Origin of the sequence: Occultella gossypii, from assembly GCF_019947135.1 — a bacterium.
GTDB lineage: Bacteria > Actinomycetota > Actinomycetes > Actinomycetales > Beutenbergiaceae > Occultella > Occultella gossypii.
This window is the reverse complement of record NZ_JAGSHT010000026.1, coordinates 1-21194: the sequence shown is the minus strand read 5'-3', so window position 1 is coordinate 21194 and position 21194 is coordinate 1. Positions and strand designations below refer to the sequence as shown.

Sequence of the window (21194 nt, the reverse complement as noted above, 5' to 3'; positions counted from 1 at the left end):
GAGGCGGTGCCGGGTCCACCCGGGTGCTTTGGGCAGGATCTCGGCCTGGACCTCCAGGGCTGGTTCGGCGTCCAGCACCGCGACCGCGGTCGCGATCAGGTCCGCCTTGGCGGCGTCGATGAGCCCCACGGCCAACGCGTCACCGGTCGGTGCGGCGATCGTGTCCTGGAGTTTGCCGACATTGATGAGCCGGTTCGCCTCCCGCTTGGAGCACCCGAGCCCGGGGTGCGATCTCCTCGGCGGCGATGCTGGAGCGGAAGTTCGTCCTACGGTCCAGCACGGCCGGCTTGTCCATGCTCATCGGGACCCGGCCGGCGAGCTCGGCGGACGCGGCCCGGACCCCGGCCGCGCACGCGGACTCCAACCGCCGCCACAGCGCGGCCAGTTCGACGAGGTCGTACTCATCGATCCCCGACAGGTCCCGATCGCCACCCAGCGCCCGTTCGAGCTCGGCCAGGGTGAAGGAATCCACCCGTGACCGCTCGGCGAGGGCCTCGAAATCGACCGGAGGAATCCCCTCCCCGGCATCCCCCGATCCCGGGTGGTCGGCATCGGCGACGGGGAACTCCTCGACCCGGTCGAACAGGGCGTAGGAGGCCTCCAGCCAGGCCGGGTCCGTGGCCAGCTCGGCCACGTCCCAGGGCGGGGACCCGATCCCGTCCCCGACCCCACCACCACCTGTTCCGTACATGCGTTCTATCCTAGATCCATGCTCGAGAATCCGCAAGATACCAACGAAAATGTGGACAACGAGACATCAGCATCCACCCTGTGGACGAGGCGGAAGGACAGCACCCGCTCGCGCCTTCGGCGCAGTGCTGGCGGCCGCATCGGGAGCGGCTGCTGGCGGCTACCCGGCTTCGCACGGGCACTGCCGCGGTTGCGGAACAATGGACGTATGAGCACCACGTACCTCCAGGGCGCCCCCATCGACAACTACCCCGAGGTCCCACCCGAGGCCGCGCGCGGTCAGGCGCTGCGGATCACCGAGGTCGGCGAGGACGTCCTGCATCACCCGTGCCGGGACGTCGAGAACTTCGGGTCGCCTGAGCTGGCCGGCCTGATCGATGACATGTTCGCCACCATGCTCGTGGCCGAGGGCGTCGGCCTGGCCGCGAACCAGGTGGGTGAGGACCTCCGCCTGTTCGTCTACGACCTGACCGACGCCGACGACGTGCGCCACGTCGGCCATGTCGCGAACCCGGTCCTGACGGTGCTGGACGGCGACACCGAGGAGGGCGAGGAGGGCTGCCTGAGCGTGCCCGGTCCGGGCGCGGACCTGTTCCGGCCCGTACACGTGCGTGTCCGAGGGGTCGACCAGCACGGCGAGCCGGTCGAACTCGAGGGCTGGGACTACCTCGCCCGGTGCTTCCAGCACGAGGTCGGGCACCTGCACGGCCAGCTCTACATCGACCTGCTGAGCAAGCGGGTCCGCAAGAGGGTGCTGCGGGACATGGAGGACATGCGTGACGAGGTCCTCGAGCGCCGCGAACGCATCTCGCGGGCGTTCGCGAAGGAGCCGGCGGCCTACCCCGCACCCTGACGTCCGGTCGCACGAGACGGCCGAGCCAGTCGCCGCCACCGTGCCCTACAGTGCTGCGCATGTCCGCTGGTGGTCACCTCGCGCGCGTCCCGTTCATTCTGCATCCTCAGGCCAAGGAACTGGCCGACGGCGGTGCCTCCGGCTTCGTGCTGGTGCTGCCGGGCGGTGGTTACGCGGGGCGGGCAGAGCACGAGGGTGCGGTGATCACGGCGTTCCTCGCCGACCACGGCATCCCTTCGGGATATCTGGAGTACCCCGTCGCGCCCGCGATCTACCCGGAGGCGCTGGACCAGGTCCTGCTGGCCCTCGCGGACCTGCGCGCCGGGGTGCACGGTGCCTTTCCCGGCCCGATCGCGGTGATCGGGTTCTCCGCGGGTGGTCACCTGGCCGGCTCGGTCGCGACCGCGACCGACGCCGAGCGCGGCGACCTGGCGGCCCGCGAGGGTACGGACCCGGCGTCGCTGATCCGGCCGGACCTGGCCACCCTGTGCTACCCGGTCATCTCACTCGTGAACCGTGCCCACATCGGCTCCCGACGAAATCTGCTCGGCGACACCGACACCGAGGCCCTGGCGACCTCCCTCAGCGTGGAGCGCCGGGTCGATGCGGACACTCCCCCAGCGTTCCTGTGGCACACGGCCGACGACGCGTCGGTCCCGGTGGAGAACTCGCTCCTGATGGCCGCAGCACTGCGGGACGCCGCGGTTCCGTTCGAGTTGCACGTCTACCCGACCGGCCGGCACGGTCTCGGCCTGGCCGAGGAAGTCGGCGCGCCGGTGACCGACTGGCGGGACGCCTGGCTCAGCTGGCTCGCGCGCGGCGGCGTGGGCTCGGCCGGGTCCTGACGCCTGCGCCGTCAGGCGCACTCGGTGACCTCGTCCGCTCCGACGGGGTCGGCGGTGCGAGACCGGCGGCGGACCAGGTGCACGGTCAGCGCCACCACGATCCCGGCGACGATGATGCCTCCGAACACCAGCCAGCTCGCGGTGCCGAGCGCTGCGGCGGCCTGCGGCAGCGCCGTGCGGGCGGCGGCGCCGACGCCCACCCAGAGTCCGGACCATAGGATCGCCCCGATGACCGACCCGGCCAGGAACTTGCCGTAGCCGAGCCGGCTCGCGCCGGCGGCGGGCGGCACCAGGGTGCGCACGGCCGGGAGCAACCGGGACACGATGATCGCCAGCACGCCGTACCGGCGCAACATCCCGGTACCGCGGTCCCAGTGTCGGGTGCCGACCCGACGCACCACCCGCGACTCCCGGAGGCCGGGTCCGGCCCGCTGCCCGATCAGGTAGCCGAGGTGATCCCCGGCCGTGGCACCGAGTGCGACGACCCCGATCGCCACGGCGACCTGGTCACCGGTGGTGGTGGCCGCGCCGATGCCGAGCACCACGGTCTCCCCGGGAAACACGAACCCCAGCCCCAGCGCCGACTCGGCGAACGCGAACAGCGCACCGAGCGCGAGGAGCAGCGGACCGAAGTGGTCGGCGAGTCCGGCGAGGAGGGATTCCATGCGTCCCAGCCAACCGTCCGGGGCGGGGCCCCGGCCATGGGGTAAGCCCCCCATTCGCCCCGGGGATCCCACCCGCCACACTCAGGGTGTTGCGGCTCGGACCTCGGCTCAGGACGCCGGGACGTCCCCCTCGCGGAGCCAGGTGAGCACGGCGAGGACCCGGCGGTGGTCGTCCCCCGACGGCGGCAGGTCGAGCTTGTCGAAGATGGACGAGACGTGCTTCTCGACGGCCTTCGGGGTGATCACAAGAGCGCGACCGATCGCCGCGTTCGTGCGCCCCTGCGCCATCAGGCCGAGGACCTCGCGCTCTCGCGCGGTGAGCCGCTGCACCGGCCGGGCCCGCCGGCCGGCGAACAACTGGGCGACGACGGTGGGATCGAGCACGGTGCCCCCGGCAGCCACGCGTTCGAGGGCGTCGGAGAGTTCGTCGAGGTCGGCGACCCGGTCCTTGAGCAGATACCCCACGCCGCCGCCGGTGGCGAGCAGGTCCCCGGCATAGGACTCCTCGACGTACTGGGACAGCACCAGGACGGCGGTCCCCGGCACCTGGTCGCGGATGGTGAGCGCGGCGCGCAGGCCCTCGTCGGTGTACGACGGTGGCATCCGCACGTCCACGACGGCCACGTCGGGGCGGGCCTGGGTCACGGCTTCGATGAGTGCGTCGCCGTCCCCGACCGCGGCGACCACCTCGCAGTCCGCCTCCTCGAGGAGCCGGATCAGGCCCTCACGGAGCAGGACCGAATCCTCGGCGAGGGCGACGCGCATGGTCCCCGACCCTAGCCGAGCGTGGGCCCGGCCGCCGAGGCGTCTCGGCGGCCGGGCCAACGCGGGTCAGCGCCGGGTCAGGTCGGGTCGGTTCAGGTCCGGTCGGGTCAGGGAATCGTGGCGACCACGCGGGTACCCCCGCCGTCGGGACTGTGCACCTCGAGCACTCCGTCCACGCCGGCGAGCCGGTCGGCCAGGCCGGTCAGGCCGTGCCCCTTGCCCGGATGCGCGCCACCGACGCCGTCGTCCGTGATCTCGACCCGCAGCACGCCGTCGTCCAGCTGCTCCACGGTCACCCGTACGGTCGTCGCATCGGAGTGCTTGGCGGCGTTCACGAGCGACTCGGTGACCACGAAGTACGCGGCCGACTCACGGGCCGCGGCGAGCCGTTGACCCGGTTCGAGGCCGATGTTCAGCTCCACCGGGATCAGTGACTGCCCCGCGGCGGACCCGATCGCGGCACGCAGGCCACGGTCGCTGAGCACGGGCGGGGCGATGCCGCGGGAGAGCGTGCGGAGCTCCTCGAGACTCGCCTGGGCGTGCCCGATCGCCTCCGCGATCAGCCGCTCGGCCGCGTCCGGGTCGTCCGCGGCCAGCCGCCGCTGGGCGGACTGCAGGTCCATGCTCATCCGGACCAGCCGCTGCTGCGGCCCGTCGTGGATGTCCCGCTCGATCCGGCGCAGCGTGTCCGCCTCGGCGCCGACCACGGCGGCCCGGCTGCGGGTCAGTTCCGCGACCTGGGCACGCAGGGCCGACGACGACGTGCCGCCGAGGGTGATCCGTGCGAGGCCGCTGTGCAGGGCGACCATGCCGCGGACGACCCAGGGTGCGGTGACGAGCAGGACGCCGCCGAGCACCGTGGTCAGCAGGATGTCGGGCAGGCGCCCGGGGTAGCCGAGCAGGTCCGCGAGGCCGGTCCGACCATCGTCCGGCAGGTACCGCTCCCACACGACGTACAGCACGCCTCCGGCACCCACGACCCACCAGACCACCGTGACGACGAAGGTGGCGAGCGAGACCGGGAAGAACAGCAGGGCATGGAGCAGGTCCAGCCAGCTCTGCCCGTGGCCGAGCCTGGCCAGGAACCGGCGCAGGCCCTTCTTCTCCGTGTGGAACAGCAGGGTCGCCGGCACCGGATAGCCGAGCGCGGCCAGCCGAGCACGCTCGACGTTGCCGAGTCCCTGGGCCGCGGCAAGGGTCCCGGCCAGGATCGGCAGGCCGAGCAGCGTGACCAGCAGAGCCGACCCGAGCGCGATCCCGACCACGAAGACCACGAATCCGGCGATTCCGAACGGCAGGCAGAGGAGCAGGTACCCGCTCTCCCGGGCGGCGCGGCGCAGCAGGGACACGTGCTCGGGTGCCTCCGGACCGGGGCCGACGGGGGTCTCGAGCGCGGTCATGACGCCACCTTGCCGGTTGGAGCCGCCGAAGACCAGCGAGATCTGGAGCGCCGGGCGGCACTCGTGAGCAGCAGCACCCCGACCGTGATCGACGCGACAGCCACGAGGGGCCCGGTGGCATCCCAGAGCGTCTCGGGGCGGAATCCGCCGATGGTCAGCGCCAGCACACCCGCGCCGACGAGCAGCCCGGCCGTGAGCAGCCGCCCGGCGCCCACGTCCGCGGCGGCCAGGCGGGGCAGCCGCACCCGCTCCAGGCGGGAGAAGACCGTCACGGCCACCGCGAGGACCAGGCCGAGTACGGCCACCCAGGCGGTCACGCCGTCGAACCACTCGGCGCTCAACGGGGCCGGGGTATCGCGGCCGAGCGCGAGTACCGCGACCCCTGCGACCAGCACCAGTGCCGGTGTGTGCCACAGGTACACGGTCATCGCCGACCCGGACAGCCGGCCCACGACTGCGGCCACCCGCGGCCGCGCGGCCCACGCCGCGATCTGCTCGCGGACGGCGAGCGCAAGACCGAGCTGACCGACCGCGAGCGCGAGCAGCACCGCCGTCGGGGGGTTCATGTTGGACATCGGGTCACCCGGCAGCCCGACCATGCTCAGCGGGTACGGGCCGAGTGCCACGGCCAGCGCCGCCACGGCGAACCCGATGACACCGAGCGCGAACGCCCGCAGCCCTCGGATGCCGCGAAGACGTCCGTGTCCGTAGTGGATGCCGACCTGGTGCACCGTGCCCCAGACGGCGATCACGTTCAGGTAGCCGAGCGCGTCCGGTGCTCCGAAGGAGAACCGGAGCACGTCCACCGCGATCGCGACGGCCGCGAAACCGATCAGTTCGCGGCCGCGCAGTGCGTCGGCCAGGCGCACCAGCACCGGGGTGAGCAGGGTGATCAGGACGTACGCGCCGAGGAACCACAGCAGTGCGCCCACGAGCCGGGCACCGACCGAGACCGGCTCGGCTGGCAGCCCGGCTTGCAGCATGAGGTGCGGCAGCGGCAGCCAGAGCGCGGCGAGCCCGAGGACCGGGATCGCCAGGCGCAACAGTCGACCGGCCACCCAGGCGCGGTCGGCACCGGAGGAGCGCCGGCGCAGGCTCATCGCGGTTGCGGCCCCACCGGCGAAGAAGATCAGGGGCATCACCTGGCTGATCCAGGTCACCACCCAGCCACCGGGGACGGTGAGGGCGTTGCTGGTGACCAGGTGGCCGTCGGAGTAGTCGATCACGGGCATCAGCCAGTGCTGGGCGACCACGAGGGCGATCGCGAACAGGCGCAGGACGTCCACGAACAGGTCCCGCGTCGGTGGCGGGCTCGCGGGGTGGGCGAGTACGGGTGGATTGAGCGTTGCGGTCATGGTGTCCAGCCTTGTCGCCGCACGGCCCGCGATCACTGGTGCCCACCGGCATCTGGACCCGGGGGTTCTCCCTACCTCGGGCCGGGGTGGGCGGTTGTAGGTTGGCCCCATGCTCGCGATCGAAGCCCGGACCGCAGGCGGTCCCGACGTCCTCACGCCCACCGACCGCCAGGCCCCGGCACCCCAGGCCGGCCAGGTGCTCGTCCGCCCCAGCGGGATCGGGGTGAACTTCTACGACACCTACGTCCGCTCGGGGGTGTACCCGCGCCAGTTCCCGTTCGTGCCCGGCAGTGAGGGCGCCGGCGAGGTGATCGCGGTCGGCGACGGCGTCACGCATCTCCCGGTCGGCCGTCTCGTCGCGTGGTCGAGCTCGCTCACCGGGTCCTATGCCGAGGAGGTCCTGCTCGCCGCCGACGCGGCGATCGTGGTGCCCGACGGCGTCGATCCGCACCTGGCCGCGGCACTGCCGCTGCAGGGCATGACGGCGCACATGCTCGTCGACGGCGTCTTCGACGTGCAGCCGGGCCAGGACGTGCTGCTCACCGCCGGCGCGGGCGGGGTCGGGCTGCTGCTCACCCAGCTCGCCGTCGCCCGCGGCGCGCGGGTGATCACCACCGTGTCGACGGCGGAGAAGGAGGCCCTGTCCCGGGCCGCAGGCGCCAGCGCCGTGATCCGCTACACCGACCTCGACGACGTCACGACCGAGCTCCCCCAGATCGTGCGGGACCTCACCGGTGGCGCCGGCGTACACGTGGCCTACGACGGTGTGGGCAGGACCACCTTCGACGCGAGCCTGGCGAGCGTCCGGCGCCGGGGCATGCTCGTGCTCTTCGGCGGCGCCAGCGGGCAGGTGCCCCCGTTCGACCTGCAGCGGCTGAACAGCTCGGGCTCGCTGTTCGTCAGCCGGCCGACGCTCGGGCACTACACCGCGGACCCGGAGGAACTCGCCTACCGGTCCGGCGCCGTGTTCGGCGCCCTGGCGAGCGGCGACCTGGACGTGCGCGTGGGCGCGACGTTCCCGCTGGCACGGGCCGCCGACGCACACCGTGCACTCGAGGGTCGCGAGACGACCGGCAAGGTGCTCCTGCTGCCCTGAACCGGCGCGCTGCGCCGCTGACCCGCCCCACGGGTCAGTGACGCAGCGCCCCGGCGAAGCCCGCCATCGGGACATCCGGATACTTGCGTAGTCCTATATAGGCGTGGTCCTATAGTCCGATGAGCATGAAGCATGCCGTCCTGGGGCTGCTCGACCTGTCCCCACTGACCGGCTACGACCTCAAGAAGTCGTTCGACGAGACCGTCAACCACTTCTGGTCCGGTGATCAGGCGCAGATCTACCGGACCCTCAGCGCACTGGTGAATGCCGGCCTGGCCGAGGTGGAGGTGGTGCCCCAGGAAGGGCGCCCGGCCCGCAAGATCCATCACATCACCGACGCCGGACGCGCGGAGCTCGACCGGTGGCTGACCGCCCCGGCCGAGCCGGCGCCCGAACGAAGCGAGTTCCTCGCCAAGCTGTTCTTCTCCCCGCGCCTGCCCGACGACGCGGTAGCAGACCTGCTGTCGCAGCGCCGCGCCGCCGCGACCACGGCCTGGGAGACGCTGCGAGCCCTCGAGGCGGCCGAGGGCACCGGCACCACCCGCGCCGAGCGGCTGCGGCTGTCCACGCTGAGCAACGGCCTGGCCCACGCCCGGGCCGAACTGGACTGGCTCGAGACGATGGAACGGGAGTTCGCCTGATGCACGTCGCGATCACGAACGAGCAGGCACCTCCGAGCGTGCTCTTCCTGCACGGCGGGAACGTCGCGGGCTGGATGTGGGAGGGACAGGTGGCCGCCCTGGCCGACCACCACTGCCTCGTGCCGGATCTGCCCGGATTCGGGGCCTCGGCCGATCAGGACTGGACCTCGCTCGTCGACGTCGCGGACCAGCTCGCCGACATCATCGGCGAGCGTGCCCACGGCGGCCGTGCCCACGTCGTCGGGCTCTCCCTCGGCGGGATCCTGGGGAGCATCCTGACCGCCCGCCATCCCGAGCGAATCCACTCCACCCTGGTCACTGGCGCGGCCCTGCGCGGCGTCCACGGCCCGACCCGCTGGTTCGGGCTCGCACAGCTGCGACTGTGGGACCAGCGCTGGTACTGGAACGCGATGGCCCGCGCGTTCCGCCTCCCGGAGGACGCGGTGGCCACCTTCGTGAGCACCGGGCTCGGGATCCGCAGGGAGAACGCCGTCGCGATGATGACCGAGGTGTACGACGGCGTCGCGCCCGTCGACCTCGACGGCCTGCGCGGCTCCGAGGTTCCGTTCCTCGCCCTGGCGGGCGAGCGGGAGCCGCGGACCGTGGCCGAGTCGTTCGCCGAGCTGACGTCGCGGTCCGGTGCGGTGACCACCCGACGGGTGCCCCGGATGCACCACACCTGGAACGCCGAGGATCCGGCGCTCTTCAACGAGGTGCTGCGCGACTGGCTGACCAGCGGGGCGGTGAACCGGCTCCTGATGCCCGCCTGAGCCCCGTCGATCAGGCACAGGACCGGTCCACCGTCGAATATCCCCCCACCATTGGAAGCGGAGGCGCGATGGACGTGATGGTCCATCAATCACCGGACGAACGTCTGGCAGTCCGTCATGTGCGTATCCGTGGATGCAACGAAGCGATCGGGGAATCAGTCGGCCATATCGCTCGGTCCCGGTACCGGGTAGCGGCACAAGATCTGCTGCTACCCGAGGGCGTGGCTGAAAGCCGCCGTAAGTGGGCTGTCCGCCATTACCCGGAGTTGGTCGCACGTGGCATCGGAATCGCGCGCGCGTTTGGATTGGACCCGTCCGACCCGAAGGTGGATGCGCTCGGCGTCGGCTACAACATGCCATTGCCTACGCCACCTCAGATCGTGGGTTGCTCGGTGCTCACCTCGCCGACCGCGGATGCGGGCATTGTGGTGCAGCGGAACTTCGACTTCGGCTTCCTCTCGCTGCCGGACGCGGTCCTTGGCCCTGGTGCCTGTCCCGAGGCGCCCGCGATGCTGAGCGAGCCGTATGTGATGGAGATCCACCCCACCGACGGTGGGATGAGCGCGCTGTTCATGTGTGCCTTCGACCTCTGCAACGGAGTGATCGATGGCATGAACGAGGCCGGCCTCGTTGTCTCGATGATGCAGCTCATCGATCGAACGGCGTCGACATTCAGCCCTCCGGACATCGAGCCGGGGTTGAACGAGTTGGAAGTGCTTCGGTTCATCCTCGACCGCTGTCGCACCGTCGAGGACGCTCAGCGCGTGTTCGAGGAGCAGAGGAGGTATCTGTCCTGGATGCCGTGCCACTACATCATCGCCGATGCCGACGGAGTCGTGATGATGGCTGAGCCCGGAGACGACAACACGATGCACACCGTGGTGAAGCGCGACGGATCGATGCGATCCACCAATCACAGCCTGCTTCGACAGATCCCCGGATCGTGGGAGAACGACCGAGAGATCCGCAGGTCCCTCGAGCGTCTACAGCGGATGGACGCGAAGGTCATGGTCGACCCCGATCATCCATTCACTGCCGACCGCCTCGCCCAGATCGCCGATCAGGTCGCCGTCAGCACACAATGGCCAGAGTCCGGCGCCGTGCTCGGCGGAACTCTCTGGTCGGCTTCGTATCGGCCACGAAGTCGTGCGCTCGCGATCCGATTCTGGTCGGGACCCGGGGCGGCAGGACGTAGACCGGCGCTGTCACCCGAGATGCACTTCCGGCTTGACCAGGCTGGATGACGCACTCATCCAGGGCGAATCTCCCGTTGGCCGTGCCCAGGTGGGGATGGCGCGGAGGGCAGGGACGGCTAGCTGGATCGGGCCCGCTGGAGCGCGTCGTACTGATTCATCCGTACCGAGACCTCACCGGACCACGCCGCGATCAGGTCGAAGTCGCGTTCATCGGAGTGGGTGGCGCCGACGAACCCGATCAGTGAGCGCTCCGCGGTGCCAAGTTTGCTGCGGTCCACGACACCGCCGAAGATCGCGTACCGGCCGCCGAAGTAGGGCGGATCGACAGGTGAGGTGTATGCGGCGCCGAGCGGGCACGGGGTGACGCTCTTCATCCCCGAGGCGAACACCCAGACCGGACGGGGGGCGAACTCCTCCGCGAGGCGGGCGGCGAACTGCCGGGCCGACGTCAGGATCCGGCCGATGTACACGGCGGAGCCGAGCACAACGCCGTCGTAACCCGCGAGGGATCCCACCGAGTCGACCGCTCGGACCTCGACGTCGTGGCCGCCCTGGCGGAGCTCGGCGGCGATGGCCTCACCGATCTCGGCGGTGGCGCCATAGGTGGATGCGATCGCTACCAGGACTCTCATGTATCCAGGGTGCGTCACCGGGTCGGGCGGATCGAGGGACCTTGGTCCTCGTCCGGCGATGGTCGCGGCCCGGGCGTCGTCGATCTCGCCCGGGCCGCTGGAACCTCGGGTTCAGCCGCGCAGCTGCGCGCCCAGCCGCGCGCCTGCGAGCGCCACGACGGCGTCCCGCACCCCGGCCGTGTCGGCCGCGGTGAGCGTCCGGTCGGCCGCGCGCAGGCGCAGCGAGAACGCCATCGACGCCTTGCCCTCACCCACGGACTCGCCCGTGTAGATGTCGAAGAGGTGGACCTCCTCGGCCAGGTCACCGGCTCCCTCGCGCACGGCGGCGAGCACGTCCGCGACCGGCGTGGCGGCATCGACGACGAGCGCGATGTCCTCCTTCGCGGCCGGGAACGTGGACAGCGGCGGCACCTGCTTCGGCTCCGTGGGTGCCGCGCCGAACAGCTCGTCCAGGTCCACCTCGAACGCGACGGTACGGGCCGGCAGGCCGAGAGCCGCCGTGACCTTCGGGGCGAGCTCGCCCGCGTGACCCAGCAGGACGCCGTCGGCCGTCGTGAACCTCGCGCACCGGCCGGGGTGCCACGGCAGGTGCTCGGTGTCCGACTCGACGACTGGCGCGACATCCACCGCCTGCGCGATCCGGTGCACCAGGGCGATGGCGTCCGCGTGGTCGGCGCGCCGGGCGCTGGTGTACACGCCGGGCGCGACGATGTTGCCGGCCAGGATGCCCGCCACCCGCAACGGCTGCGCGGGCACCGCGGCCCGGATCGCATCCAGGTCCGCATCGCTCGGGCGCACCCCCGTGGGCGGGAGCGGCGAGGGGTGACTCGCCCCATCCGGGCGTGTGACCAGGCCGATCTCGTAGATCGCCACGTCCGTCAGCCCTCGGCCCACGTTGCGCACCGCGGCGTCGGCCAGGGTGTGCAGCAACGACGTGCGCAGGTACGGCATCGCCTCCGAGAGCGGGTTCGCCAACCGGACCGCCCGGCGCCGGGGATCGTCGTCCGGCAGCGCGAGGTCGTCGTGCCGGGAGGCGGCGATGAACGGGTACGTGAGCACCTGGGTGAGCCCGGAATCGGCGAGCAGGTTCGCCACCCTGCGGCGGCGCCGCTGGGTGGGGGTCAGCCCACGGCCACCCGGGGGCGCCGGCGGCAGGACCGAGGGCACCCGGTCATACCCCTGCAGGCGCACGACCTCCTCGACCAGGTCGGCCGGCTCGGTCAGGTCAGGCCGCCACGTGGGCGGGGTGACGAGCAGCGCGTCACCGTCGGCGACCACCCGCGCGCCCAGGGACTCGAGGGTGGAGACGACCGTCTCGGTCGAGTACTCGACCCCGGCCAGCCGACCCGGCAGGGCGGCTTCGATCGCGATCGGAACGGGCGCCGTCGTGCTGTCGAGGTCGGTGACCCCGGCATCCGGCGCGCCGCCCGCGAACCGCACGAGCAGGTCGACGACGCGCTGCGCGGCGACCGCCTGCAGCGCGGTGTCCACGCCGCGCTCGAACCGCTTGGCGGCCTCGCTGGGCAGCTTGTGCCGGCGGGCGCTGCGGGCCACCGAGATCTGGTCGAAGTGGGCCGCCTCGATGAGCACGTCCGTGGTCGTGTCGGTCACTTCGGTGTCGGCGCCGCCCATCACTCCGGCGATGCCGAGGATCCGTGAGCCCGAGGTGTCCGGGGAGTCCGTGATCAGCAGGTCCTCGGCGTCCAGGGTGCGCGTGACGTCGTCCAGGGTGGTGAGCTTCTCCCCCGCCCGGGCGCGGCGCACCACGATCGGCGCGGCGAGCGTGGCCAGGTCGTAGGCGTGCAGTGGCTGACCGAGATCGAGCATCACGTAGTTCGTGATGTCCACGGCCAGGGAGATCGGGCGCATGCCCGCCTGGCGCAGCCGGGTCGCCATCCAGTCCGGCGTCGGCGCGGTCGCGTCGATGCCCCGGACGATCCGGGCGACGAACCGGTCCGCGCCCGGCACGCCGTGGATGGGCGCGTCGTCGGTGATCTCGACGGCGAACCCGCCGTCGTTCCCGGCGGGCAGGTCCGCGGCCGCCAGGCCGTGGTCGGTGAAGGCGGCGCCGGTGGAGTGGGCGTACTCGCGGGCCACGCCGCGCACGCTGAAGCAGTAGCCGCGGTCGGGGGTGACGTTGATCTCGAGGATCTCCTCGCCGAGGCCGAGCAGCTCGATCGCATCGGTGCCCGGCGCGGGTGCGTCCTCGAGCACGATGATGCCCTCGTGCCCGTCGCCGAGACCGAGCTCGCTCTCGGAGCAGATCATCCCGTCCGAGACGTGCCCGTAGGTCTTGCGGGCGGCGATCGCGAAGTCCCCCGGCAGCACGGCGCCGGGCAGGGCGACCACCACGGAGTCGCCGGCGGTGAAGTTGTGCGCACCGCAGACGATCCCGCGCGGGGACCCGTCGGCGTTGTTGTGGGCACCCACGTCGACCTGGCACCAGTTGATGGTCTTGCCGTTCTTCTGCGGCTCGGGGCTCGCTTCGAGGACCCGGCCGACCACGAGCGGGCCGGTGACGCCGGCGGCGTGCACCGCCTCCTCCTCGAGGCCGACCCGGACCAGGTCCGCGGCCAGCTGGGCGGCCGTGGTGCCCGCGGGGATCTCGACGTGGTCGCGGAGCCAGCTCGGCACGACGTACGGCATCAGCGCTGTCCTTCCTGGGAGAAGCGGATATCGCCCTCGATGATGTCGTGCATATCCGTGATGTCGTGGCGCAGCATCAGGGCGCGCTCGATGCCCATCCCGAACGCGAACCCGGAATAGACGTCCGGGTCGACGCCGCAGGCACGCAGCACGTTCGGGTTGACCATGCCGCAGCCGCCCCACTCGATCCAGCCGGCGCCGCCCTTCTTCGCCGGGAACCAGAGGTCCATCTCGGCGCTCGGCTCGGTGAACGGGAAGAACGAGGGTCGTAGCCGGGTCTTCGCGTCGGGTCCGAACATCGCCCGGGCGAAGTGGTCGAGGATCCCGGTCAGGTGCGCCATGGTCAGCCCCTTGTCCACCGCCAGGCCCTCGATCTGGTGGAACACCGGGGTGTGCGTGGCGTCGAGCTCGTCGGTGCGGAACACCTTGCCCGGGCACGCGATGTAGATGGGCAGGTCACGGGTGAGCAGCGTCCGAGCCTGCACCGGGGAGGTGTGCGTGCGCAGCACGAGATGCTCGGCGGCGCTGGCCGGATCGACGAAGAAGGTGTCCTGCATCTGCCGGGCCGGGTGGTCCGGGCCGAAGTTCAGCGCGTCGAAGTTGAACCACTCGTGCTCGAGCTCCGGGCCCTCGGCGATCTCCCAGCCCATCCCCACGAAGAAGTCCGCGACCTCGTCCATCAGGGAGTCCAGGGGGTGCCGGGCGCCGAGCGGGGCACGGTCGACGGGGATCGTCACGTCGACGGCCTCGGTCCGCAGTACCTGCTCGTCACGCTCGGCCTCGAGCTCGATCTGGCGGGCGGCGATGGCGGCGTTCAGGCGGCCACGCGAGGAACCGACGAGCTTGCCGGCCACGGCCTTGTCCGCCGGCGCGAGAGCGCCGATCGCGCGGTTGGCCAGCGCGAGCGGGCTCTTGTCCCCCGTGTGGGCCAGACGTACGTCCTTGAGCGCGTCCAGGGAGTCGGCGCCGGCGACGGCCTCGAGGGCCGCGGTCAGCTCCGCGCCGATGGCGTCGGCATCGAGCGGGGAGGGTGTTTCGGGGGTGGGCATGCGAACCTTCCGGGGCGTGTGGGGACCACTGGGAGTGTAGAGGCGCCCGCCCCGGGCGTGATGGCTCGGCTCAGATGGCGCGCGCCGGCCCGGAGGCGGGCCGGCTAAATCGACGCGTGAGCATGAGCCCATGGTGGCACAGCGCCCGTGCCGCCCGCGAGGGATGCGTACCTTCACCATTGCCCGGCCGTGCGTTAGGTTGCTAGCATTCTTGCATGACAGACGAGAAGGCCGCGAAGGCCCAGTTCAACGTCTACCTCCCGCCGGACCTGATCCGGGCGGTCAAGCACCGCTCGATCGACGACGGCCTGAGCCTGTCCGCGTTCGTCCAGCGCGCGCTGGAGACCTACCTCGAGGAGCATGACCGATGAGTCTGCGAGTCCGCCCGATCCAGTACACCGCCCACACTGCGGACTGGGTCGCCCTGGTCACGGCGCTCGGCGGCGAGCACGTGCGCGACGAGGGCGACTGGCAGCTGTTCGCCGTCGCCGGCGGCGGCGTCGCCATCCACGGCATGCCCGACGGCGATCCCGCAGTCGGCCACACGGAACTGCGGTTCGTGGTCGCGGACCTGGACGCGGCGCTGCGCGCCGTGACGCCGGCGCTGATCGAGCTCGACCTGAGCGCAAGCGTGACCACCGAGGACTTCGGCAGGTACGCCGAGGTGACCGCAGCCGACGGCCAGCATGTGTACCTGGACGAGAACTCGGACCTGGTCGGCCGCGTCGCCGGGACCGGCTCGAGCGACCGCACCCCGGCCGAAGTGCTCCCGCTCTGGTACACCCCGGATGTGGCCCGGGGCGAAGCCCTGCTCGCCGCGTTCGGCCTGCGGTCGCGGATCCGCTCCGACGCCGGACAGTGGGTCGACCTGACCGCTCCCGGTGGCGGGCTGGTCGCGGTCCACGGCGCCACCTCGGTAGGTGCGGTGCTCTCCTTCGAGCACCCGGACGTGCGTGCCCTCGCTGAGCGGCTGAGCGACGCCGGCATCGAGGCGACGGTGGTGGACGAGAACTACGGAATATCCCTGCGCATCGCGAACCCGGACTCCCCCGACGACCTGAGCGCCCGGATCTGGGTCAACCAGACCCAGGAGGACCTGTACGGGTACCAGCGGCTGGACTGACCCGGCGAGACCGCGCCGAAATTGCCTTGCCGAACCCGAGAGCCCGGAGCACTGTCGAGGCATGGTCACGGTCGACGAGGCAGGTCAGGAACTCCCCGAGCGCAGGTTCGGGTGGTGGGACATGTGGGTGCCCGAGGATGAGGATCCGCGCCAGGACGGCGCCTTCGAGAACACCGAGCGCGCCATGCTGATCGGCTTCCTCAGCGACTACCGCCTCACCCTCGAGATGAAGTGCTCCGGGCTCGACCCGGCGGACCTCGCGAAACGGTCGGTGCCGCCGTCGGATCTGTCCCTGCTCGGGTTGGTGCGCCACCTCGCGGGCGTGGAGCGGAGCTGGTTCCGTCGCATCCTCGCAGGTGAGGAGGTACCGGCGCCGTACGTGGTCGACGGCGTCGAGACCGAGTTCAGCGGCGCCGCCGCCGATCCCGCGGTGGTCGAGGAGGCCTGGGCAACCTGGCACGCCGAGGTCGCGAACTCCGAGGCGTTCGTCGCCGCCCACTCAGACCTCGGCTGGATCGGTGCGGACGGGCAGACCCCGTTGCGGCGGGTCCTCATCCACATGATCGAGGAGTACGCCCGGCACTGCGGGCACGCGGACCTGATCAGGGAACGCGTGGACGGTCGCGTCGGGCAGTAGGTCCCCGCCACGCGCGGCGCCCCACCAGTGCGGCCACCGCCAAGGCCAGGACGCCGTGCACGAGCGGATGCGTGAACCACGCCCGTCGTGGGAGCTGCTCGAGGCCGCGGTCGGACTCGGGCTCCGCGCCGCTCACCGAGTCCGCGGCCGGCGCACTTGCGGGCAACCGGACGATCCAGTCCGCGACGCCGGCCATCCACAGTCCGACCTCTGGACCGAAGCTGTGTGGCTCGCCGGCGAGGATCCGTGCCGTGATGGGTGACGCGGCCGATTCCCGGAGGCGATCCAGGGCCACCCGCACCGGCACCGTCGGGTCCGCCGCACCCCAGACGGCGTAGACCGGAACCTCGACCTCGGCCAGCGTCCCGCGGATGTCGGTATCCACGTAGTCGACGAACTCCGGGCCCGCCGAGAGCATCGTCGCCGGGATGCGGGCGAGCGGTGCCGGCGCAGCACCGGTCACGTGCCCGATCGTCCAGGAGGCCTGTTCCAGCGGGGTGACGATCGGGGCCGAGACGAGCACCAGGTACGCGAACCGTCCCGGCTCGCGGTCGGCCGCGAGCGGCACCACCCAACCGCCCTCGCTCCAGCCGATCGCCCCGATCCGGTCCGGGTCCACGCCGGGTTGGGCCGCGAGGAGGTCGGCGGCGAGGGCCACGTCGGCGGCGAGGGTGTCGAAGTCCCGGGAGAGCATCGAGTAGCCGTCTGCGCGCTTGTCGACGACGATTGCGGCCACCCCGGCGGCCGCGAGGGTCCGGGCCTCCTCGAGCAGCGACTCCAGCCCGGCGAGCCCGGAGCCCTGGACGAGCACCGCACCGGCGACCGGGCCCGCGACCCCCACCGGTAGGACCACGCGCGCCGCCAGCCGCGTCCCGTCATCGGTGTGGACCCGCGTCTCGCGCTCGGCGACCTCGTACTCGGCGCTCGGTTCCGGGAGGCGGTCCGGCGCCGGAGAGAGCGGCGCGAGCTGCGCGGCGGGCCGCCAACCGGGCGCGAACTGCGCGCTGACGACGGCGAGCACCACGCTGGTCACGACGGCGGCGCCGAGTGCCTGCAACAGGGTCCGCAGCACGCGCCACATCAGCGGGGCCCTCCCGGCGTCCCGGGTGAGCCGTAGAGCATCCCGGCGGCACGCCTGGCCAGGTCGTGGGGCTCGGCCGCGGCGATCAGGTCACGCACCCCGGCGCCGTCGAGGTTGCCGGTCAGCGCCAGCGTGGCGAGCCCGTGGACCAGGGACCAGCCGGCCACCATCGCTGCGGCCGCGTCCTCGATCCGGTCCGGCGCCGCCATCGCGTCCACCCCGGTGCGCAGTTCGGCGAACGTCTCCGCTCGGGCCACCGCCAGCTCGGGATCGCCGGCGTCGAGCAGGGTCGGCGCGAACATCACCTGGAAGTGCGCGGGGTTGGCGACCGCGAAGTCGACGTAGGCGACGCCGACGTCCAGGAACGAGCCGCCGTCGGCCCGGGCGCCCCGCAGCGTGCCGGCCAGGCGCGTGAAACCCTGCGCGGCCAACGCGGTGAGCACGCCGGTGCGGCTGCCGAAGTGGTGCCGCGGGGCGGTGTGGCTGACGCCCAGGTCTGCGGCCAGAGATCGGAGCGTGAAACCGGTCGGGCCCTGCGTTGGTCGGTGACGTGCACCGGCCGGCTCCGCCCGTGGTGGCACCGGCGGGTCCGCCGCGGTCCGCCCACGGGAGGACCTCCGTCGCCCGGAGCGCGTGAGAACCTTGAGGGGTCAAGGGCGATCACCGCACCAGCCGTCCCATCGCCGCCCGATCCCCGAGGAGTTCCATGCCCGCGCTGCACCACCTCCCCATGCAGGCGGTCGACCCCGCCACGGAGTACGACGGGTTCATCGGGTGGGTGCTCTCCCTGATGACGAGCGCGGGCGAGGTCGGCGTGGGGCTTGCGGTCCTGATCGAGACGTTCTTCCCGCCGATCCCGTCCGAGGCGATCCTGCCCGGCGCCGGCTTCCTCGCCTACGAGGGCCGGATGAGCTTCTGGGGTGCACTGGTCGCCGCGACGCTGGCCGGCCTGATCGGCGGCTGGATCTGGTACGGCCTCGGCGCTGCCCTGGGCCGGAGCCGGACCCGCTGGATCTTCGAGAAGATGCCGCTCGTGGAGGTCGCCGACTTCGACAAGGCAGAGAAGTTCTTCTCGCGCTGGGGCGGCGTGGCGGTGTTCACCGGCCGGTGCGTCCCACTGGTGCGCTCGTTCATCTCCATCCCGGCCGGGATCGAGCGGATGAACCTGTGGAAGTTCTCGCTGTACACGTTCACCGGGTCGCTGATCTGGAACGGCATCTGGATCGGGCTGGGCTACGCGTTCGGACCCGCGATCAAGCCGGTGCTCGAGCAGTGGAGCGGGGTCATCTCGAACCTGGTGCTGATCGCGATCGCCGGCCTGATCGTGTGGTTCATCATCGTCCGCCTGCGCAAGCGCGCCCGGCTGGCCCGCGAGGGCGCCACCGGCGCCACCACCGGCGAGGACGTCGAGGACCCGACGAGGTGAGCGCCGCCGTCGTCTGCTGCGGTCTGACGACGATCGACGTCACCCACGTGGTCACGGCCGTCCCGACCGCGAACCAGAAGGTGGTGGCCCGCGCCGCGCGGATCCAGGTCGGTGGCCCGGCGGCGAACGCCGCGCTCACCGTGGCGGCCCTGGGCGGGCGAGCCACGCTGGTCACCGCGCTCGGTGCCTCCACGCTCGGCGACCTCGCCCGCCACGAACTCGCGGCCGGCGGCGTCGAGGTCGTCGACCTCGCCACCGACGACGGCGCCCCACCGGTCTCCACGGTGCTGGTCACCGAGGCCACGGGTGAGCGGGCCGTGGCCTCCACCAACCACGACCGCGCCCGGGTGCTGCGCGCCGCGGACGAGTCGGTGCTCGACGGCGTCGGGTGCGTCCTCGTCGACGGTCACCTGATGGCGGCGTCCGTCGCGCTGTGTGCGGCCGCCCGCGCCCGCGGCGTGCCGACCCTGCTCGACGGCGGTTCGGACAAGCCGGGCCTGCCGACGCTGTTGGCGCACCTGGACGCCGCCGTGCTGTCGGGCGACTTCACGATCGGCGACGCGGACCCGCGGTGTGCCGACCGGCCGGCACCGACCGAGGCCCATCCCGCAGACCTGCTGGCCGCCGTCGCCAGATACGGGCCGTCCGTCGTCGCCCAGAGCCATGGCGCCGACGCGATCGAGTGCCTGCTCGACGGCGCCCCGCACCGTATCGACGTGCCGCGCCTCCCGGCGGCCCAGGTCGTCGACACCCTCGGTGCCGGCGACGTCCTGCACGGCGCGCTCGCCCACGCGATCGCCTCCGGCGCACCGTGGTTGCAGGCACTGGCGAGAGCGGCCACGGTGGCGACAGAGTCCGTAAGGCACCCCGGCGCGCTGGGGTGGGCCGACCGCCTGCCCCGATCGGACGGGTCCGGCCGCGCGAGGTAGTCGCGGACGCGTCGAATCTGTCGGAAGCGACGGACTGACTGGACGCCACCAGGACTGACTCGAGTGCTCCAGTACTGACTCGGCACCCCCTTCGCGATGAGGTCCCGCCGGCCGCAGGGCCCCGTTCGGCCGCGCTGCGAGACGCGTTGGCGACGCGGCGCGCCCGGGAACTACGCTGGCGCCATGGCCACCGAACCCGCCCCCATCTCGTTCGCCCGCGGCGCCCCCTCGCTCGACATCATCGACACCGAGGGGCTTCGCGCCGCCGCCGATCGTGCGTTCACCAACGACCCGGCCGGCACCTTCGCCTACGGCACCTCCGTGGGATACAAGCCGTTGCGCGCCTGGATCGCCGAGCGGCACAGGGTGTCCGAGGACCAGGTGCTGGTCACGAACGGGTCCATGCAGGCGGACGCGTTCCTGTTCGAGACGCTCGTCTCCGCCGGTGACACGGTCGTGGTGGAGCGCCCCTCCTACGACCGCACCCTGCTCTCCCTCAAGGGCCGGCAGGCGGACCTGCGCGCGCTCGAGCTCGAGGAGGACGGCGTCAACGTGCGCGCGTTCGCCGACCTGCTCGCCGGCGGCACTGACGTGCGCCTGGCGCACCTGATCCCGAACTTCCAGAACCCGGCCGGGTACTCCCTGTCCGGAGACAAGCGCCGCGCCCTGGTGGCGCTGGCCCGCGAGTACGACGTCACGATCTTCGAGGACGACCCGTACGTGGAGCTCCGGTTCTCCGGCGAGACCCAACCCACGATGCTGTCCCTGTCCACCTCCGGCGAGGTCGTCTACGCGTCGTCCTTCTCCAAGACGGTCTGCCCGGGCATCCGGGTCGGCTACCTGGTCGGCGACGAGGAGCTGATCGCCAAGATCGCCAAGCTCGCCACCGGCACCTACATCTCCCCGAACATGGTCGCGCAGTCGATCGTGAACGAGTTCGTGCGCGGCGGGTCCTTCGACACCTCCATCGCGACCGTGAAGACTGCCCTCGCCGAGCGCGCCGCACGACTGGCCGACGCCCTGCGCACCCAGATCCCGGACGCGAAGTTCGTGGACCCCGAGGGCGGTTACTTCCTCTGGGTGGAGTTCCCGGAGGGCACCGACGGCGACGCCCTGTTCGACGCGGCCGCTGCCCGTGGCCTCGCCATCGTCAAGGGCAGCGACTTCCTGCTCGACGGAGCGAAGAACTCGATCCGGATCGCCTACTCGGGCGTCACGCCGGACGAGATCGACGAGGGCGTCACCCGGCTCGCGCAGGCGTACGCCTCGCTCTGAGGCCGGCTTCTCGACACTGCCCGCACAACGGCGCCCGACGGCGGCGCTCACCACAGTGGTGAGCGCCGCCGGCGGCGGGGGGCCCCAGCGGGGCGCCCCCGCCCCCCCCCCGGGGGGCCC

At 72.0% G+C, this 21194-nt stretch carries 22 protein-coding genes; 12 read left to right on the top strand and 10 right to left on the bottom strand.

Annotation, left to right across the window (positions count from 1 at the left end; genetic code table 11):
• Positions 1 to 139: 139 nt before the first annotated feature.
• A complete protein-coding gene (locus tag KCQ71_RS24565; RefSeq protein WP_223411337.1) occupies positions 140 to 691 on the bottom strand; it encodes a hypothetical protein in 552 nt (183 codons plus the stop codon).
• Positions 692 to 898: 207 nt separating this feature from the next.
• On the opposite strand from KCQ71_RS24565, the gene def reads away from it, so the two are divergent.
• Positions 899 to 1543 (top strand): peptide deformylase, encoded by a 645-nt coding sequence (gene def / locus KCQ71_RS24560; RefSeq protein WP_223411336.1) that lies wholly within the window; start codon positions 899 to 901, stop codon positions 1541 to 1543.
• A 59-nt stretch (positions 1544 to 1602) separates the two neighbouring features.
• Positions 1603 to 2388 (top strand): alpha/beta hydrolase, encoded by a 786-nt coding sequence (locus KCQ71_RS24555; RefSeq protein WP_223411335.1) that lies wholly within the window; start codon positions 1603 to 1605, stop codon positions 2386 to 2388.
• A gap of 11 nt (positions 2389 to 2399) precedes the next feature.
• Here KCQ71_RS24555 and KCQ71_RS24550 read toward each other — a convergent pair whose 3' ends face one another.
• From KCQ71_RS24550 to KCQ71_RS24535, 4 genes are all read right to left on the bottom strand, one after another.
• Complete coding sequence (locus KCQ71_RS24550) at positions 2400 to 3053, bottom strand: DedA family protein (RefSeq protein WP_223411334.1); 654 nt, start codon at positions 3051 to 3053, stop codon at positions 2400 to 2402.
• Positions 3054 to 3161: 108 nt separating this feature from the next.
• The gene (locus tag KCQ71_RS24545; protein WP_223411333.1) at positions 3162 to 3818 is read right to left on the bottom strand and encodes a response regulator transcription factor; all 657 of its coding nucleotides are present in this window, start codon (positions 3816 to 3818) and stop codon (positions 3162 to 3164) included.
• 107 nt (positions 3819 to 3925) lie between these two features.
• Positions 3926 to 5218 (bottom strand): sensor histidine kinase, encoded by a 1293-nt coding sequence (locus KCQ71_RS24540; protein WP_223411332.1) that lies wholly within the window; start codon positions 5216 to 5218, stop codon positions 3926 to 3928.
• Positions 5215 to 6573 carry an acyltransferase family protein gene (locus KCQ71_RS24535; protein ID WP_223411331.1) on the bottom strand — a complete coding sequence of 453 codons (1359 nt, stop codon included), beginning with the start codon at positions 6571 to 6573 and terminating at the stop codon, positions 5215 to 5217. The genes KCQ71_RS24540 and KCQ71_RS24535 overlap by 4 nt, the downstream gene beginning before the upstream one ends.
• A gap of 109 nt (positions 6574 to 6682) precedes the next feature.
• Between KCQ71_RS24535 and KCQ71_RS24530 the strand changes: the two genes are divergently transcribed.
• The 4 genes from KCQ71_RS24530 (at position 6683) to KCQ71_RS24515 (ending at position 10324) form a co-directional block, all read left to right on the top strand.
• Positions 6683 to 7669, top strand: coding sequence for a quinone oxidoreductase family protein (locus KCQ71_RS24530; RefSeq protein WP_223411330.1), 987 nt, complete (start codon positions 6683 to 6685; stop codon positions 7667 to 7669).
• A 119-nt stretch (positions 7670 to 7788) separates the two neighbouring features.
• Positions 7789 to 8310, top strand: a complete 522-nt coding sequence (locus KCQ71_RS24525; RefSeq protein WP_223411329.1) for a PadR family transcriptional regulator — start codon at positions 7789 to 7791, stop codon at positions 8308 to 8310.
• Positions 8310 to 9080, top strand: a complete 771-nt coding sequence (locus tag KCQ71_RS24520) for an alpha/beta fold hydrolase (RefSeq protein WP_223411328.1) — start codon at positions 8310 to 8312, stop codon at positions 9078 to 9080. The genes KCQ71_RS24525 and KCQ71_RS24520 overlap by 1 nt, the downstream gene beginning before the upstream one ends.
• A gap of 68 nt (positions 9081 to 9148) precedes the next feature.
• On the top strand, positions 9149 to 10324 hold the full coding sequence (locus KCQ71_RS24515) for a C45 family autoproteolytic acyltransferase/hydrolase (protein WP_223411327.1): 1176 nt from the start codon (positions 9149 to 9151) through the stop codon (positions 10322 to 10324).
• Between the two features lie 68 nt (positions 10325 to 10392).
• Here KCQ71_RS24515 and KCQ71_RS24510 read toward each other — a convergent pair whose 3' ends face one another.
• From KCQ71_RS24510 to pheS, 3 genes are all read right to left on the bottom strand, one after another.
• Positions 10393 to 10908, bottom strand: coding sequence for a flavodoxin domain-containing protein (locus KCQ71_RS24510; protein ID WP_223411326.1), 516 nt, complete (start codon positions 10906 to 10908; stop codon positions 10393 to 10395).
• Positions 10909 to 11019: 111 nt separating this feature from the next.
• A complete protein-coding gene (pheT, locus tag KCQ71_RS24505; RefSeq protein WP_223411325.1) occupies positions 11020 to 13554 on the bottom strand; it encodes a phenylalanine--tRNA ligase subunit beta in 2535 nt (844 codons plus the stop codon).
• On the bottom strand, positions 13554 to 14603 hold the full coding sequence (gene pheS / locus KCQ71_RS24500) for a phenylalanine--tRNA ligase subunit alpha (protein WP_223411324.1): 1050 nt from the start codon (positions 14601 to 14603) through the stop codon (positions 13554 to 13556). Before pheS ends, pheT begins: the two co-directional genes overlap by 1 nt.
• A 215-nt stretch (positions 14604 to 14818) precedes the next feature.
• On the opposite strand from pheS, the gene KCQ71_RS24495 reads away from it, so the two are divergent.
• The 3 genes from KCQ71_RS24495 (at position 14819) to KCQ71_RS24485 (ending at position 16363) form a co-directional block, all read left to right on the top strand.
• Complete coding sequence (locus KCQ71_RS24495) at positions 14819 to 14974, top strand: ribbon-helix-helix domain-containing protein (RefSeq protein ID WP_223411323.1); 156 nt, start codon at positions 14819 to 14821, stop codon at positions 14972 to 14974.
• Entirely contained in the window at positions 14971 to 15726 is a 756-nt protein-coding gene (locus KCQ71_RS24490) for a VOC family protein (RefSeq protein ID WP_223411322.1), read from the top strand. The genes KCQ71_RS24495 and KCQ71_RS24490 overlap by 4 nt, the downstream gene beginning before the upstream one ends.
• A 61-nt stretch (positions 15727 to 15787) precedes the next feature.
• Positions 15788 to 16363 carry a DinB family protein gene (locus KCQ71_RS24485; RefSeq protein WP_223411321.1) on the top strand — a complete coding sequence of 192 codons (576 nt, stop codon included), beginning with the start codon at positions 15788 to 15790 and terminating at the stop codon, positions 16361 to 16363.
• Here the strand turns inward: KCQ71_RS24485 and KCQ71_RS24480 are convergent.
• Both KCQ71_RS24480 and KCQ71_RS24475 read right to left on the bottom strand, forming a co-directional pair.
• Positions 16329 to 17444 carry an alpha/beta hydrolase family protein gene (locus KCQ71_RS24480; protein WP_223411320.1) on the bottom strand — a complete coding sequence of 372 codons (1116 nt, stop codon included), beginning with the start codon at positions 17442 to 17444 and terminating at the stop codon, positions 16329 to 16331. The two genes, KCQ71_RS24485 and KCQ71_RS24480, sit on opposite strands and share 35 nt — an antisense overlap.
• Positions 17444 to 17887, bottom strand: coding sequence for a TetR-like C-terminal domain-containing protein (locus tag KCQ71_RS24475; RefSeq protein WP_223411319.1), 444 nt, complete (start codon positions 17885 to 17887; stop codon positions 17444 to 17446). Before KCQ71_RS24475 ends, KCQ71_RS24480 begins: the two co-directional genes overlap by 1 nt.
• A gap of 263 nt (positions 17888 to 18150) precedes the next feature.
• On the opposite strand from KCQ71_RS24475, the gene KCQ71_RS24470 reads away from it, so the two are divergent.
• The 3 genes from KCQ71_RS24470 to KCQ71_RS24460 all read left to right on the top strand — a co-directional run bounded on the left by KCQ71_RS24470 (position 18151) and on the right by KCQ71_RS24460 (position 21074).
• Positions 18151 to 18870, top strand: a complete 720-nt coding sequence (locus KCQ71_RS24470) for a DedA family protein (protein WP_223411318.1) — start codon at positions 18151 to 18153, stop codon at positions 18868 to 18870.
• A complete protein-coding gene (locus tag KCQ71_RS24465; RefSeq protein ID WP_223411317.1) occupies positions 18867 to 19799 on the top strand; it encodes a PfkB family carbohydrate kinase in 933 nt (310 codons plus the stop codon). Before KCQ71_RS24470 ends, KCQ71_RS24465 begins: the two co-directional genes overlap by 4 nt.
• 183 nt (positions 19800 to 19982) lie before the next feature.
• Positions 19983 to 21074: an aminotransferase-like domain-containing protein gene (locus KCQ71_RS24460; RefSeq protein WP_223411316.1), complete on the top strand. Its 1092-nt coding sequence runs from the start codon at positions 19983 to 19985 to the stop codon at positions 21072 to 21074.
• Positions 21075 to 21194 lie beyond the last annotated feature (120 nt).

Excerpts from the sequence above, each read along its gene's own strand:
- KCQ71_RS24565 (WP_223411337.1), bottom strand. The coding sequence starts at position 691 with ATGTACGGAACAGGTGGTGGTGGGGTCGGGGACGGGATCGGGTCCCCG.
- def (WP_223411336.1), top strand. The coding sequence starts at position 899 with ATGAGCACCACGTACCTCCAGGGCGCCCCCATCGACAACTACCCCGAG.
- KCQ71_RS24555 (WP_223411335.1), top strand. The coding sequence starts at position 1,603 with ATGTCCGCTGGTGGTCACCTCGCGCGCGTCCCGTTCATTCTGCATCCT.
- KCQ71_RS24550 (WP_223411334.1), bottom strand. The coding sequence starts at position 3,053 with ATGGAATCCCTCCTCGCCGGACTCGCCGACCACTTCGGTCCGCTGCTC.
- KCQ71_RS24545 (WP_223411333.1), bottom strand. The coding sequence starts at position 3,818 with ATGCGCGTCGCCCTCGCCGAGGATTCGGTCCTGCTCCGTGAGGGCCTG.
- KCQ71_RS24540 (WP_223411332.1), bottom strand. The coding sequence starts at position 5,218 with ATGACCGCGCTCGAGACCCCCGTCGGCCCCGGTCCGGAGGCACCCGAG.
- KCQ71_RS24535 (WP_223411331.1), bottom strand. The coding sequence starts at position 6,573 with ATGACCGCAACGCTCAATCCACCCGTACTCGCCCACCCCGCGAGCCCG.
- KCQ71_RS24530 (WP_223411330.1), top strand. The coding sequence starts at position 6,683 with ATGCTCGCGATCGAAGCCCGGACCGCAGGCGGTCCCGACGTCCTCACG.
- KCQ71_RS24525 (WP_223411329.1), top strand. The coding sequence starts at position 7,789 with ATGAGCATGAAGCATGCCGTCCTGGGGCTGCTCGACCTGTCCCCACTG.
- KCQ71_RS24520 (WP_223411328.1), top strand. The coding sequence starts at position 8,310 with ATGCACGTCGCGATCACGAACGAGCAGGCACCTCCGAGCGTGCTCTTC.
- KCQ71_RS24515 (WP_223411327.1), top strand. The coding sequence starts at position 9,149 with ATGGACGTGATGGTCCATCAATCACCGGACGAACGTCTGGCAGTCCGT.
- KCQ71_RS24510 (WP_223411326.1), bottom strand. The coding sequence starts at position 10,908 with ATGAGAGTCCTGGTAGCGATCGCATCCACCTATGGCGCCACCGCCGAG.
- pheT (WP_223411325.1), bottom strand. The coding sequence starts at position 13,554 with ATGCCGTACGTCGTGCCGAGCTGGCTCCGCGACCACGTCGAGATCCCC.
- pheS (WP_223411324.1), bottom strand. The coding sequence starts at position 14,603 with ATGCCCACCCCCGAAACACCCTCCCCGCTCGATGCCGACGCCATCGGC.
- KCQ71_RS24495 (WP_223411323.1), top strand. The coding sequence starts at position 14,819 with ATGACAGACGAGAAGGCCGCGAAGGCCCAGTTCAACGTCTACCTCCCG.
- KCQ71_RS24490 (WP_223411322.1), top strand. The coding sequence starts at position 14,971 with ATGAGTCTGCGAGTCCGCCCGATCCAGTACACCGCCCACACTGCGGAC.
- KCQ71_RS24485 (WP_223411321.1), top strand. The coding sequence starts at position 15,788 with ATGGTCACGGTCGACGAGGCAGGTCAGGAACTCCCCGAGCGCAGGTTC.
- KCQ71_RS24480 (WP_223411320.1), bottom strand. The coding sequence starts at position 17,444 with ATGTGGCGCGTGCTGCGGACCCTGTTGCAGGCACTCGGCGCCGCCGTC.
- KCQ71_RS24470 (WP_223411318.1), top strand. The coding sequence starts at position 18,151 with ATGCCCGCGCTGCACCACCTCCCCATGCAGGCGGTCGACCCCGCCACG.
- KCQ71_RS24460 (WP_223411316.1), top strand. The coding sequence starts at position 19,983 with ATGGCCACCGAACCCGCCCCCATCTCGTTCGCCCGCGGCGCCCCCTCG.